Genomic DNA, 12,843 nt, shown 5'->3' on the forward strand with positions numbered 1-12,843 from the left:
CGTTCAGTAGAAGCTGACCGGAAAATAGCGCAGGTAGAGTTCGGCGAAGGTGCCTTTCACCGAGATTTGTTGCAGCGCATAGTCGAAGGCCGCGGCAAGGGCGGGATTGTCGGCCTTGACGGCGATCGATAGCCCCGTGCCGAGATATTCCGGCGCGATGTAGGGGCCGCCGGCGAAGCGGCAGCAATCGGCCGAGTCCGAGCCGTCGAGCCAGAAGGAAAGGCGCATGCCGTCGCCGAAGGCGGCGTCGAGCTTGCCGGCCTTGAGGTCGGCGTAAAGCTCTTCCGGCTTGGCGTAGGTCGCGACCTGCACCTTGCCGAAATCGTCGCGCAGCAGGCGTTCGTGGCCGCTGCCGGCGACGACGCCGATTTTCTTGCCTTGCAGGGAGGCGTAGATCGGCTCGGCGACCGGCTTGGCCTTCGGCACGACGAAACGCGCCGGAAATTGCAGGTAGGGACGTGAAAAGGCGTATTTCTCGCGTGTCTTGGCCGTCACCGCGATGCCGGCCAGGATGGCTTCGCCCTCGCCCTTTTGCAGCGCCGCGTCGAGCTCGTCCCACGGCAGCGCCTGGATCTCGCATTTGGCGGCAAGGCCGAGCTCGGCGCAGATCGCCCGCGCCAGGTCGATGTGCAGGCCCGACAGGCGGCCGCTGCCGTCGAGGAAATTGAACGGCGGAAAGTCCGTCGTGGTGAGGAAGCGTAGGCGCGGCATGGCCGCCAGATCGGGCTTCGCCAGCCGCTCCTGCGAGTCCCAAAGAATGGGCGCCTGCGGTCCCGCTGCGGCTGCCGGCCCTGACACACCCGACAGGCTTGCGCCGAGGCAGAGCGCGCCGGCATAGATCAGGGCAACGGCAAGGCGGCGCAAGGTCACGCGAGGTTCTCCATCGACCCCCGAGCTTGTCTTATGAAAACGGCGAGATCACAACGGATTTCGGTTTCCTCGGTGTAAATAAAAGCTATTCTCGGGTTGTATCGACTGCCGCGCGAGGGGTTGCGGGGCAGACGGCCGTGGGGGCGGCCGGAGGAGGAGGGAGCCGTCGCTGAACATCACGGCGGCAGGACGGGGGACGGCGAGCCATCATGGGCTCATACGAATTTCCGGGCGGGGAGGGGCTCCCGCACGGATCGCCAGCCTATCCGCTGAATGATCCGGCCGCCGCGGCCGGGCCGGATTATGGCGTGCTGCTGGCGGAGGTCTTTTTTCCCGAACTGGTCGAATGGCGCGGCGTGCTCGCCAGGCTCGGCGTGCCGCCGCAGACGGCCTACGAGGTCGCCGCGCGTGCCCATATTGAAGGCGGCGACTTCGCCGCCGGCCTTGTCGACTGCGGCATCGACCAGGGGCGGCTGGTGCGCGCGATGGCGGCAGACCTGGGAATCGCGGCGGCCGAGCAGGTCGATCCCGAGCGGCTGATCGTCAGCGACGCGCATGCGCTGGTCCTGCTGCGGCGTCATGGCGGCCATGTCCCGGTCAAGCTTTTCGAGAAGGGCGGGGACGTCTCTTTCCTCATCACGCCCGAGCGCATCCGCCTCGGCGTCGTGCGCGAGCGCGTGCGCGCCAGCCCGGCCTTGGCCGGACGGCTGAAGATCGTCCCGGCGGCGGCGCTGCGCGCGGCGGTGCTGCAACGCACGCGGCCGTTTCTGGCCAGGAACGCGGTCGGCCGTCTGTTCGAGCGCCTTCCCCAGATGTCGGCCCGTGTCGTCGCCCAGGCGTGGCAGGGCATCATCGTCGGCTTCGTCATGACGGCCATCCCCGTCGGGCTCGTGCTCATGCCCTTGCAGATGCTGGCCTTTCTCCACGCCGCCGCCACCTTCTTCTTCTTCGCCTGCGTGGCCCTGCGTTTCGCTGCGGTGGCCGCGCCCAGGCCGCGGATCGTGCGGCCGAAACTCGGCCTGCCGCCGCCGAACGCACCGCTTTTTTCCGTGCTCGTGGCGCTCTACAAGGAGGCCGAGGTGGTGCCGCACCTGCTGGCCGCGCTCGATCGCCTCGTCTGGCCGCGCGAGAGGCTGGAGATCAAGCTGGTCTGCGAGGCCGACGATGCCGCCACGCTTGCCGCTATCCGCGTGCACGCGCTGCCGGCGCATATGGAGGTCGTCGAGGTGCCTCCCGGCCAGCCGCGCACCAAGCCGAAGGCGCTCGCCTATGCGCTGCCGATGACCGGCGGCGAGTTCGTCGCGCTCTACGACGCCGAGGACCGGCCCCATCCCATGCAACTCGTGGAGGCCTGGCAGCGCTTCCGCAGCCATGGCCCCGACCTTGCCGTCGTGCAGGCGCCGCTGGAAATATCCAACCGCCATGCCGGCATGATCGCGCGCATGTTCGCCTTCGAATATGCCGGCCTGTTCAGGGGGCTGCTGCCCTGGCTGTCGAGCCGGGGCCTCGTCCTGCCGCTCGGCGGGACGTCCAACCATTTCCGCCGCGCCGCACTTGACGAGGTTGGCGGCTGGGATCCGTTCAACGTCACCGAGGACGCCGATCTCGGCGTCAGGCTGGCGCGTTTCGGCTACACGGCCGAGACGATTTCCTGCCCGACTTACGAGCCGGCACCGACGCGCTTCGGCGTCTGGCTGCCGCAGCGCACGCGCTGGTTCAAGGGCTGGTCGCAGACCTGGCTGGTGCATATGCGGGCGCCGCGCCGCCTTGCCGCCGACCTCGGCTGGCGCTCTTTCCTGGTGGCGCAGGTGCTGTTCGCCGGCATGCTGGCCTCGGTCATGCTGCATCCGCTGCTGCTTGCCACCTTCGCCATGATCGTCGTCGACCTCGTGACGCGTACCGAGCCGATCGGCACGGCGCGCTCGCTGCTGCTCCTTGTCGATGTCGTCAACATCGGCTGCGGCTACGCCTCCTTCCTGCTGCTCGGCTGGCAGACATTGACCCGGCGGGAACGCAGCGGTTTCTGGAAAGTGGTGCTGGCGACGCCGCTCTACTGGGCGATGATGTCGGTCGCCGGGTGGCGGGCGGTCTGGCAGTTGTGGCGCCGCCCGCATTTCTGGGAAAAGACCCCGCACGAACAGTTCACAGCCGATCCCTGAGCGGGTGGTCGGCGGCTCAGCTCAGCGGTTGCGGTCCATGCCGCGCAGGAACTGGTCGAACACCGAACCCATGTTCTTCTCGTAGTCGTCGCGCTGCTGGCGGCCGGTCTCGAACATCTTGCCGAAGATGTCGTCGTAGGGGTTGCGTGGCCTGCCGCCGGGATTGGCCGGCTCGGGGTCCGGCTGCGGTGCCTGCCGTTGCCGTGCCTGCCCGCTCTGCTGGCCGCCGCCCATCATGTCCTCGAGGATCTTGCCCCAGGGATTGTCGCCGAGGGGGTTCTGCCCCTGCTGCGCACGCCCCTGCGGCGCCTGCTGCTGGCCTCCTCCGCCGCCGAACATGTCCTGCAGCACCTTGCCGAACGGGTTGTTGCCGAGCGGATCGAACGGGTTCTGGCCCTGCGGCGCCTGCCTCTGCTGCGGCGCGGGCTGACCGCCCATCATGCCGCCGCCCTGCTTCATCATTTCCTCGATGATCTGGCCGAGCGGGTTGTTGGCGCTGCCGAAGCCGCCGGCCTGGGCGCTCTGCATGCCAGCCTTCGGCATCTGATTCGTCGTCTGCTTGAACAGGCCGCCCATCAGCATCGAGGCGATGACCGGCAGCATCTGCTGCAAGACCTGGCTGCCGATGCCGGTGGCCTGCGCCGCCTGCGCGGCCACCGCGCGCGACAGGTCCTTGGAACCGAAAAGCTGGCCGAGCACGTCGTTGCCCTGGTTCACGCCCTGCTGCGAGAAGGCCTGATTCGCGTTCTCGAAGAACTGGCCGTACTGCCCGCTGGCCAGCGCGTTCATGAAGCCGCCGAGGCCCTGGGCATCGGACGTGCTGCGCTTCAGGCCCTGGCTGAAGGCCGGCAACAGCGCTTCCACCGCAAGCTGCGCCTGCTGCTGGGAAAGATTGAACTGCCTTGCCAGGAGTTCGAGGCCCTGGCCGTTCTGGGCCTGCGCCAGCATGTCGAACAAGGGCATCATCGCTATTCCTCCCGGCGATCCGATAGCGCCAGCCTAGAGTGTTTTGGCAACGGATTGAAGGGCTACTGGTACAGGAGGTAGCGGGAGAGGGTGGACGCGACGGTATGTTGCCTGAAGCCTCCACCCAGCGTTGCCGGACGGTCGCCGCCGCGCCCTGCTTACGCCTATGTCAGCCGGGCCGGGAACGATAATGACGTTTTGTTTCAGATTGATCCAAACCGTTTTGAATCAATTCCCCGCCCGGACCTTTCCGATTTGCATAGAAGCGGATGCTAAAACGATGGTGGCGGCGGCATCAAGGAGAGACAATGCAGACTGATTTCGCCGTCGTGCGGCAATATCTCGAAGGCGCGTGGCTTCACGTGCATGGTGACGACGAGCTTGCGTGCCAGTTGCGCGAGGCGCTCGACCACCTGATCGAGCGGGTCGCCGTAGCCGAATGCAGCCGGCCCCAGCGTCGCGCCGAAATCCTGCACTTTCCCAAGCGCGCGCAGCGGTCCTGACCCGCTGCCGGATCGCCGTCAGTAGGCGTATTCGAGGAAGACCGGCTCGATCGAATCGCCCCAGCGCATGTGATAGGCGCTGAGCATTTCCTCGGCGCTGGTGGTGCCGCGCGCCATCACTTCCTCCAGCGTCGACAGGAACGACGTCTCGTCATAGCCGTCGCGGTTCAGCCGATGGCGCCGCTTCAACCCGTCGCGCGAGATCGCCAGCACGTCGCGGGCGACTTCGCGCAAGGTGGTGTTGCGGAACGGCGCGGCAATGCCTTTTTCAGGCACCGCGTCGCGCATGGCGAGCGCCTCGGCATAGGTCCAGTCGGCCGTCAGCGCCTCGATGGCGTCAAGTGCTGCCTCGTCGTAGAGCAGGCCGACCCAGAAGGCGGGCAGGGCGCAGATGCGCCGCCATGGTCCGCCGTCGGCGCCGCGCATTTCCAGGAAACGCTTCAGCCGCACGTCGGGGAAAAGCGTCGACAGGTGGTTTGCCCAGTCGCCCATCGTCGGCATGCCGTCCGGCACCTCCTTGCGGGCGGCGCCGGCCATGAACTGGCGGAAGGTCATGTGCGTCATATCGTGATAGCGACCGTCGCGGATGACGAAATACATCGGCACGTCGAGCGCCCATTCGACATAGTCGGCGAAGCCGAAATCGGGCGAGAAGCAGAATTCCAGCATGCCGGAGCGCTGGTTGTCGGTATCGCGCCAGATGTCGCCGCGCCACGACAGGAAGCCGTTCGGCTTGCCTTCGGTGAAGGGCGAGTTGGCGAACAGCGCCGTCGACAAAGGCTGGAGCTTGAGCGACACCTGCATCTTGCGCCGCATGTCCCGCTCGCTCTCGAAGTCGAGGTTCACCTGGATGGTGCAGGTGCGGTACATCATGTCGAGGCCCTTGGTGCCGACCTTGGGCATATAGCGCGTCATGATCTCGTAGCGCGACTTCGGCATCTTCGGCGTCTCGGCAAGCGACCATTTCGGGCTGCCGCCGAGGCCGAGAAAACGGATGCCGAGCGGTTCGGCGATCTCACGCAACTGGGCGAGATGCGCGTTGCCCTCGCGGCAGGTCTGGTGGATCGTCTCCAGCGGCGCGCCCGAAAGCTCGAACTGGCCGCCCGGTTCGAGCGAAATGGCGCCCTGTCCGGTCGGCTCGACAAGGCCGATGATGCGGCCGTCGTCGATGATCGGGTCCCAGCCGAGCTTTTCCTGCATGCCTTCCAGAATGGCGCGGATGCCGCGCTCGCCGCCGTAAGGCACCGGGGCGTTGCCGTCGGTGTAGAACGGGAATTTCTCATGCTCGGTGCCGATGCGCCATTTGTCGCGCGGCTTGTTGCCGGCGGCGAGATAGCCGACGAGTTGGTCGAGGCCTTCTATCGGCTGATTGTCCGTCGTGTCGCGCGCCATGCAACCTCTTCTGGCGTCCTGTCGGGAGCGCCCCGCTCACTAGAGCATGTCTCCCGAAAGTGGGAACTGGTTTCGGGACAAAGACATGCGTAAAATCAGGAATCTAAAGCGTGCCGGGCGAATCCGGAAGATCGCGGCACGCTTTAGCGGCCTCAGGCCGCGGCGGCTTGATGGACGATAGCAGGCCGCGCGATCAAGCAAAATTTGCTGAGCCATGCGTCAACGGAGTTGAATGTTTGTCCGGGCGCAAACGCGATGGCGGCAAGACCCTGTCGTGGGCAGGGAACGGGCTACCAGTCTCCGGCGGTCGCCTGGATGACGGCGAGTGCCGCCACCGCCGCCGTATCGGCGCGCAGGATGCGTGGCCCGAGCGGGATGGCGGTGACGAAGGGCAGCGCCCGCAGCATCCTTCTTTCGTCGTCCGAAAAGCCGCCTTCCGGCCCGACCAGCAGACCGAGTTTTTTCTCCGTCAGCGCCTTCAGGGCGGGCAGCGGGTTGTTGGTCGAGGCGTCCTCGTCGCAGAAGATCAGCCGTCGCCCGGCATCCCAGCCGGCCAGCAGCCGGTCCAGCTTTTCGGATTCACGAACTTCCGGAACCGCCAGGATGCCGCATTGCTCGGCCGCTTCGACGACGTTGGCGCGCAGGCGTTCGATACCGGGCTTCGCAACCTGCGTATGCTGGGTGGCGACCGGCTGCAGAACGCCGGCGCCCATTTCCACTGCCTTCTGCACCAGGTAGTCGAGCCGCCCCTGTTTCAGCGGCGCGAAGCAGTAGACGAGGTCCGGTAGCGGCGGCTGCGGCCTTTGCTCTACCAGAACGGTCAGCCGCACGGTCTTTTTGGTTCGGCCGGCAATCGCCGCCGACCACTCGCCGTCGCGGCCGTTGAACAGAAGGACCTCGGCGCGCTCCGCCAGCCTCAGCACGTTGGTGAGGTAATGGCTCTGCTGCGGATCGGCCTCGATCTCGGTCCCGGCGGCAAGGTCGTGCGGCACGAACAGCCGCTGCATTCTGTAGTTGGCGCGCATGGCCGATCCATGCGGCAGGCGACGAGCGCGGTCAAGGCGGGTCATGTTCTTCGTAGCCCGAGTTCGGCTTAGCGAAGGCTAATCACCCCCACTCCGTCTTGCTGCGCAAGCCACCTCCCCCCTGACAGGGGGAGAGGAAGGGCGCCAGGATTGCGGCCGGCTTTCCTCTCCCCCCGTCGAACAGGGGAGAGGTGGCCCGCGTAGCGGGACGGAGTGGGGGTCGACGTCTCTGCTCGAATTCAGTCCGCGTGTCACCCCGGACGCTTGAACGCCTTGCGCTCGGCTTCGATCCTGGCGCGACAGGTGCAGCCTTCGAGATGGTCGTTGACCAGCCCCATCGCCTGCATGAAAGCATAGACCGTCGTCGGGCCGACGAAGCTCCAGCCGCGTTTCTTCAGCTCCTTGGAAATGCGCGCAGAGACGGCCGTGGTCGGGTTGGCGCGGATATGCGCGAGATCCACCACCGCCGGCCGTTCGTTCGCCGCCGGCTCGAAGCGCCAGAAGAAGGCAGCCAGCGAACCGGCCTCGTCGGCCAGTTCGCGCGCCCGTTTCGCGTTGTTGATGGTGGAGACGATCTTGCCGCGATGGCGGATGATGCCGGCATTGGTCAGCAGCCGCTCGACATCAGCTTCGGTGAACTTCGCCACCCGCTCGAAGTCGAAGCCGTCGAAGGCTTCGCGAAAATTTTCGCGCTTGCGCAGGATGGTCAGCCAGGACAGGCCCGACTGGAAGCCTTCCAGGCAGATCTTCTCGAACAGCCGCCGGTCGTCGGCCACTGGCCGGCCCCATTCATTGTCGTGGTAGGCGAGGTAGTCCGGCAGGTTGCCGGGCCAGGCGCAGCGCACCGCGCCGTCGGGTCCGGTCATCAATCCTGTTGCGTCGCTCATGCTCTATCCATTGGTTAACCGGCCATGCCACGGCTTTACGGCCGCTTTACCAGATTCCTGAACCGGCCGGTAACCGTACCGGAAGGTTTACTGACAAAGCGGCATTTTACTGATTTCGATTCACTTTTCGGTTTCCCTCAGGCGCCACCATGGCGGCAGGCGAAGGGGCGGGACACCCGTTTCCCGCCGTCCAGACGATCGTGTTCGAGAGTACGTCCCGATGATGAGATTCCTTTTGCCGCTCGCCGGCGTCGCCGTCCTGCTGGTTGCTCCAGCCAATGCCGGCGACCGTTATGCCGAGCGTCCGCCCGTCGTGGTCAGTCCGGACCTCTCGGCACCGTGGGTGCTGCAACTCCAGGGCGCGCCGCGCGTCATGCGCCAGAGCCGGCAGGCGGTGGAACAGCCCCGTCTGCGCCAGCGCCGGCAGGCCGTGCGGCAGGCGGAACCGGACCAGACCCGCACAGCCGCCGTGCCGCGCCCCGCCGCAGGACAGAATCGGGCGCGCCGCACCATCATGGTGCCGAAGCAGATGAACCCGATCTACCTGCCGCAGGAAGTGGCCTACGACGGGAAGGAGAAGCCGGGCACCATCGTCATCGATACGCACCAGAACTTCCTTTATCTGGTCGAGAAGGACGGCAAGGCGCGGCGCTACGGCGTCGGCACCGGCAAACCGGGCTTCGAATGGGCCGGCACGCATAAAGTCACCGCCAAGCGCGAATGGCCGGACTGGCGCCCGCCGGCGGCGATGATCAAGCGCGAAGCCGCCAAGGGCCGTTACCTGCCGACCTTCCTGGCCGGCGGCATCGAAAATCCGCTCGGCGCGCGCGCGCTCTACATCGGCACCACCGAATATCGCATCCATGGCACCAACCAGCCCTGGACCATCGGCGGCGCGGTGTCGTCCGGGTGCATTCGCATGCGCAACGAGGACGTCGTCGATCTTTACGAGCGCGTGCCGGTTGGCACGACGGTCGTCGTCATGTAGATTCTCGGGACAACGGGGGACGGGCCGTGTGGGGACATGGCCGGTCACGGAAGGGCAGCCGGGCAACCGCGCTGCCCTTTCGCTTTGCACTGGCCCGCAGTATTTGTGCGTCGCACAAGAGGCAGTGCTGTTCGCATTCGTGCCGCCACGACCGGGCGGGCGATGCTAACACCACGGCCGGACAGCCGCGGAGAATCGATCCATGTCCCTTCCAGACGACAGCCGCTATCTGAAAGGCGGCCCCGTCGCCCAGCGCATCATCGCCGCCGTGCGGCGCGACGCCGAAGAAGCACGGGCCGACGGTTTTCCACCGAAGCTGGTGTCGATCACCGTCGGCGACGTCGCGGCGGTGGATGTCTATGTCCGCAACCAGCGCGCCAAGGCGGCACTTGCCGGCATCGATTTCGAGGAGCGGCGCTTTCCCGCCGACCTGACGGCGGCCGAACTGGAAGCCGCCATCCAGGGCATGAACGCCGATCCGCGCATCACCGGTATCATCGTCCAGCGCCCGGTGCCGGCGCATATCCCGATCAAGGCGATCCAGGCCGCCATCCATCCAATCAAGGACGTGGAAGGCATGCACCCGGCCTCGATCGGCAACATCGTCTACAACCAGCTCGACCTCGCGCCCTGCACGGCAGCCGCCTCGGTCGAACTGCTCAAGGAAACGGGCCTCGACCTGAAAGGCCTGGAGGTGGTCGTGGTCGGCCATTCCGAGATTGTCGGCAAGCCGATCGCTTTCCTGTTGATGAGCGAGGGCGCCACGGTAACGGTGTGCCACCACATGACGCGCTCGGTGGCCGCGCATGCGCGCCGCGCCGACGCGCTGTTCGTGGCGGTCGGCAAGCCGCGCCTTATCAAGGCCGATATGGTCAAGCCGGGTGCTGCCGTCATCGATATCGGCATCAACACCGAGATCGGCCCCGACGGCAAGGAACGCATCGTCGGCGACGTCGACACCGACAGCGTCAAGGACGTCGCCTCCTGGATCACGCCGGTGCCGGGCGGGGTCGGGCCGCTCACCGTCGCCATCCTGCTGCGCAACACCATGGTGGCGCTCAACCGCCAGCGCGACCTTTACCGCGCGACTTATGGCGTGGGGGACAATGGCGTGAGGATCGCGGCGGAATAGCGGGGCTGCGCTGCCCGGCGCGCTTCATTCTCTATCGTAGCGCCGCCACTCATTGTCCTGCCGGACATTTCTCCCCGTAAACGGGGAGAAAGAGGCGGACGGAACGTCGTCGCCCGTTCTGCGACATTGGCGATTCGCGAAACCATCGACGCAAGCGCCCCTCTCCCCGTTTACGGGGAGAGGATGCCGGCAGGCAGGTGAGGGGCGGCGCCGACTATCGAAAATTCACGCATCGATCGGTTCGCAGGTTCATTCCCCCGCCATCGCGACCTTCGCCACGCCCTTCGGCCGCTCCCCGCCATAGGCCCAGTCCAAAAGCTGCACCGTATGCACCACCGGCATGTCCGCCGCCGAGGCGATCTGGGTGATGCAGCCGATGTTGCCGGTAGCGACCAGCGCCGCCCCCGTCGCCTCGATGTTTTTCACCTTGCGGTCGCGCAAGCGCGCCGAGATTTCCGGTTGCAGCATATTGTAGGTGCCGGCCGAGCCGCAGCACAGATGCCCCTCGCGCGGCTCCTTCACCACGAAGCCGGCGCGCGCCAGAAGCTCCTTCGGCTGGCGCGTGATCTTCTGGCCGTGCTGCATGGAGCAGGCCGAATGATAGGCCACCGCGATTCCCGGCTTCTTCGCCGGTTCCGGCAGGTCCAGCGTGGCAAGATATTCCGTCACGTCCTTGGCCAGAGCCGAGACTTTCGCCGCCTTGTCGGCATAGGCCGAATCGAGCCGCAGCATGAAGCCGTAGTCCTTGATCGTCGTGCCGCAGCCCGATGCGGTAATGACGATGGCATCCAGCCCGCCGGCCTCGGCCTCGCGTGTCCAGGCATCGACGTTGCGTCGTGCATCGGCCAGCGCTGCGTCCTCCTTGCCCATGTGATGGACCAGCGCGCCGCAGCACCCTTCGCCGCGCGGCACCACGACTTCGACGCCGAGGCGGGTGAGCAGCGACACGGTCGCCTCGTTGATGGCCGGATCGAGAACGGATTGCGCGCAGCCGGTGAGCAACGCCACGCGCCCGCGCCGCGCACCTTTGGCGGGATGACTGCCGGGCCGGGACACCGGCGATGCGGCCGGCACCGTCTTCGGCGCCAGTTTCAGCATCGCGGCGAGCGGTTTCAGCGCCGTGCCCTCGAACAGGCCGGCGCAGGGACGGCCGAGCTTCGCCAGTTTCAGCGCGGCGCGGAAGCGAGCGGGGTAAGGCAGCACGAAGGCGAGCAGCGCCCGCACCAGCCGGTCGGGCAGGGGGCGCCTGTAGGTCTTTTCGATATGGGCGCGGGCATGGTCGACCAGGTGCATGTAGTTCACGCCCGACGGGCAGGTCGTCATGCAGGCGAGACAGGAAAGGCAGCGGTCGATATGGGTGACGATCTCCTTGTCCGCCGGCCTCCCGGCCTCCAGCATGTCCTTGATGAGGTAGATGCGGCCGCGCGGGCTGTCGAGTTCGTTGCCCAGCGTCACATAGGTCGGGCAGGTCGCGGTGCAGAAGCCGCAATGCACGCATTTGCGCAGGATCTTTTCCGATTCCGCCACATGCGGATCGGCGAGCTGCTCGGGTGAGAAAGTCGTCTGCATGATGTCCGCCTAGGCCATGCGGCCGGGGTTGAGGATAGCCTTCGGGTCGAACTCACCCTTCAGCCGCGCCGAAAGGGCGGCGAGCGCCGGCGGCTGCGGCTGGAACACCGGCAGCGCCGCGCGATCCGCCGCGCTGGCGCGCACCAGCGTGGCGTGGCCGCCGCCGTGCTTCTTCACCAGCGCGCGCATCAGGTCGGCTTCCGGCTCGCCGCTTTCCATGCGCAGCCAGGCGAGCCCGCCCTGCCAGTCGTAGAAGGCGTCGACGGCCGTCTGCCGGCGCAACGCCATGACCATGGCGTGGCCGTCGGACGGCGCCATCGAAACGCGCCAGACCGGCCGCTCGTCGTTCCCGGCGAAGGGCGCGCAGTCGCGCACTTCGCCCCACAGCAGCCTGGATTTTTCGCCGGCGATTTCCTCCAGCGGGCCAGCATTTTTCAAGAGCGCCGTCAGCATGGCGAGTCGGGCAGTGACGGACGGCGCGAACCCCTCGACGCGCAGCAGCGTCGCGGCATCGCTGCCGAAGCGGCCGCCATTGACGCGCGCGACGGCAGGATAGGGCAGGTGCGCCGCACTTGAGACTTCCGCGCTGGAGCCCATGGCGAGCGCCATGGCGGCCACCGCCTGCTCGTCATAGAGCCCACGCACGGCAAGCGTCGTCTCGGTCTCGGCGGCGGGCAGCACCTTGAAGGTGACGTCGGTGACCGCCGCCAGCGTGCCCCAGGAGCCGGCCAATCCCTTGGAAAGATCGTAGCCGGTGACGTTCTTGACCACGCGCCCGCCCGACTTGAACGCCTCGCCGCGTCCCGAAACGGCATGGATGCCGAGGATATGGTCGCGCGCCGCGCCCGCCTTGAGCCGGCGCGGACCGGCAAGGTTCGCCGCCAGCACGCCGCCGATGGTGCCGCGCCCCGGTGCCTCTCCGAGCAGTGGGCCGTAGTCCAACGGCTCGAAGGCGAACTGCTGGCCATTCTCGGCGAGCAGGGCCTCGATTTCGGCAAGCGGCGTGCCGGCCTTCGCAGAGAGAACCAGTTCGGCCGGTTCATAGAGGGTTACGCCGGTCAGTCGGGAGAGGTCGAGCGTATGTTCAGCCTGCACCGGCCGGCCGATGCTTTGCTTGGAGCCGTGGCCGAGGATTTCCAGCGGCGCCTCCTCCGCCAGCGCCCATTGCACGGCGGAAAGCGTTTCGGCGGCTGTGGTGGGTGTGAAGATGGTCATGGGTGTGCCAACCCCCTCTCCGTCGCGGGCTCCGCCCGCGCCACCTCTCCCCCGCTGTGCGGGGGCGAGGAACTGCCAATCGCGAACGCCTCGGTTCCTCGCCCCCACGGAGTGGGGGAGAGGTGGCGCGCGAAGCG

At 66.8% G+C, this 12,843-nt stretch carries 11 protein-coding genes; 4 read left to right on the top strand and 7 right to left on the bottom strand.

Translation table 11 applies throughout. From position 1 onward, the window contains the following. Window positions 1–3 precede the first annotated feature (3 nt). Window positions 4–870 (bottom strand): transporter substrate-binding domain-containing protein, encoded by an 867-nt coding sequence (locus tag FGU64_RS20660; RefSeq protein WP_246671169.1) that lies wholly within the window; start codon window positions 868–870, stop codon window positions 4–6. A gap of 209 nt (window positions 871–1,079) precedes the next feature. Between FGU64_RS20660 and FGU64_RS20665 the strand changes: the two genes are divergently transcribed. Next, window positions 1,080–3,029, top strand: coding sequence for a glycosyltransferase family 2 protein (locus tag FGU64_RS20665; RefSeq protein ID WP_139954841.1), 1,950 nt, complete (start codon window positions 1,080–1,082; stop codon window positions 3,027–3,029). Window positions 3,030–3,050: 21 nt separating this feature from the next. Here the strand turns inward: FGU64_RS20665 and FGU64_RS20670 are convergent, their stop codons facing one another. Then, window positions 3,051–3,995, bottom strand: a complete 945-nt coding sequence (locus tag FGU64_RS20670) for a DUF937 domain-containing protein (RefSeq protein WP_139954842.1) — start codon at window positions 3,993–3,995, stop codon at window positions 3,051–3,053. Between the two features lie 308 nt (window positions 3,996–4,303). Between FGU64_RS20670 and FGU64_RS20675 the strand changes: the two genes are divergently transcribed. Next, window positions 4,304–4,498, top strand: a complete 195-nt coding sequence (locus tag FGU64_RS20675) for a hypothetical protein (RefSeq protein WP_136359401.1) — start codon at window positions 4,304–4,306, stop codon at window positions 4,496–4,498. A gap of 18 nt (window positions 4,499–4,516) precedes the next feature. Here FGU64_RS20675 and FGU64_RS20680 read toward each other — a convergent pair whose 3' ends face one another. The 3 genes from FGU64_RS20680 to FGU64_RS20690 form a co-directional block, all read right to left on the bottom strand. Then, window positions 4,517–5,890 carry a glutamate--cysteine ligase gene (locus FGU64_RS20680; RefSeq protein WP_139954843.1) on the bottom strand — a complete coding sequence of 458 codons (1,374 nt, stop codon included), beginning with the start codon at window positions 5,888–5,890 and terminating at the stop codon, window positions 4,517–4,519. Window positions 5,891–6,180: 290 nt separating this feature from the next. Next, window positions 6,181–6,915: a 16S rRNA (uracil(1498)-N(3))-methyltransferase gene (locus FGU64_RS20685; RefSeq protein ID WP_139955481.1), complete on the bottom strand. Its 735-nt coding sequence runs from the start codon at window positions 6,913–6,915 to the stop codon at window positions 6,181–6,183. Between the two features lie 251 nt (window positions 6,916–7,166). Continuing rightward, the gene (locus tag FGU64_RS20690; RefSeq protein ID WP_139954844.1) at window positions 7,167–7,802 is read right to left on the bottom strand and encodes a DNA-3-methyladenine glycosylase I; all 636 of its coding nucleotides are present in this window, start codon (window positions 7,800–7,802) and stop codon (window positions 7,167–7,169) included. 220 nt (window positions 7,803–8,022) lie between these two features. Between FGU64_RS20690 and FGU64_RS20695 the strand changes: the two genes are divergently transcribed. Further along, window positions 8,023–8,790, top strand: a complete 768-nt coding sequence (locus FGU64_RS20695) for a L,D-transpeptidase (protein ID WP_139954845.1) — start codon at window positions 8,023–8,025, stop codon at window positions 8,788–8,790. 202 nt (window positions 8,791–8,992) lie between these two features. Further along, window positions 8,993–9,922 (top strand): bifunctional 5,10-methylenetetrahydrofolate dehydrogenase/5,10-methenyltetrahydrofolate cyclohydrolase, encoded by a 930-nt coding sequence (locus FGU64_RS20700; protein ID WP_139954846.1) that lies wholly within the window; start codon window positions 8,993–8,995, stop codon window positions 9,920–9,922. 249 nt (window positions 9,923–10,171) lie between these two features. On the opposite strand, the gene glcF is transcribed toward FGU64_RS20700, so the two are convergent. Together glcF and FGU64_RS20710 are read right to left on the bottom strand one after the other, a co-directional pair. Then, window positions 10,172–11,491 carry a glycolate oxidase subunit GlcF gene (gene glcF, locus FGU64_RS20705; RefSeq protein ID WP_139954847.1) on the bottom strand — a complete coding sequence of 440 codons (1,320 nt, stop codon included), beginning with the start codon at window positions 11,489–11,491 and terminating at the stop codon, window positions 10,172–10,174. 9 nt (window positions 11,492–11,500) lie between these two features. Next, a complete protein-coding gene (locus tag FGU64_RS20710; RefSeq protein ID WP_139954848.1) occupies window positions 11,501–12,706 on the bottom strand; it encodes an FAD-binding protein in 1,206 nt (401 codons plus the stop codon). Between the last annotated feature and the right edge of the window lie 137 nt (window positions 12,707–12,843).

Origin of the sequence: Mesorhizobium sp. 8, assembly GCF_006351905.1 — a bacterium.
Classification (GTDB): Bacteria; Pseudomonadota; Alphaproteobacteria; order Rhizobiales; family Rhizobiaceae; genus Mesorhizobium; species Mesorhizobium composti.

Excerpts from the sequence above, each read along its gene's own strand:
- FGU64_RS20665 (WP_139954841.1), top strand. The coding sequence starts at position 1,080 with ATGGGCTCATACGAATTTCCGGGCGGGGAGGGGCTCCCGCACGGATCG.
- FGU64_RS20670 (WP_139954842.1), bottom strand. The coding sequence starts at position 3,995 with ATGATGCCCTTGTTCGACATGCTGGCGCAGGCCCAGAACGGCCAGGGC.
- FGU64_RS20675 (WP_136359401.1), top strand. The coding sequence starts at position 4,304 with ATGCAGACTGATTTCGCCGTCGTGCGGCAATATCTCGAAGGCGCGTGG.
- FGU64_RS20680 (WP_139954843.1), bottom strand. The coding sequence starts at position 5,890 with ATGGCGCGCGACACGACGGACAATCAGCCGATAGAAGGCCTCGACCAA.
- FGU64_RS20685 (WP_139955481.1), bottom strand. The coding sequence starts at position 6,915 with ATGCGCGCCAACTACAGAATGCAGCGGCTGTTCGTGCCGCACGACCTT.
- FGU64_RS20690 (WP_139954844.1), bottom strand. The coding sequence starts at position 7,802 with ATGAGCGACGCAACAGGATTGATGACCGGACCCGACGGCGCGGTGCGC.
- FGU64_RS20695 (WP_139954845.1), top strand. The coding sequence starts at position 8,023 with ATGATGAGATTCCTTTTGCCGCTCGCCGGCGTCGCCGTCCTGCTGGTT.
- FGU64_RS20700 (WP_139954846.1), top strand. The coding sequence starts at position 8,993 with ATGTCCCTTCCAGACGACAGCCGCTATCTGAAAGGCGGCCCCGTCGCC.
- glcF (WP_139954847.1), bottom strand. The coding sequence starts at position 11,491 with ATGCAGACGACTTTCTCACCCGAGCAGCTCGCCGATCCGCATGTGGCG.
- FGU64_RS20710 (WP_139954848.1), bottom strand. The coding sequence starts at position 12,706 with ATGACCATCTTCACACCCACCACAGCCGCCGAAACGCTTTCCGCCGTG.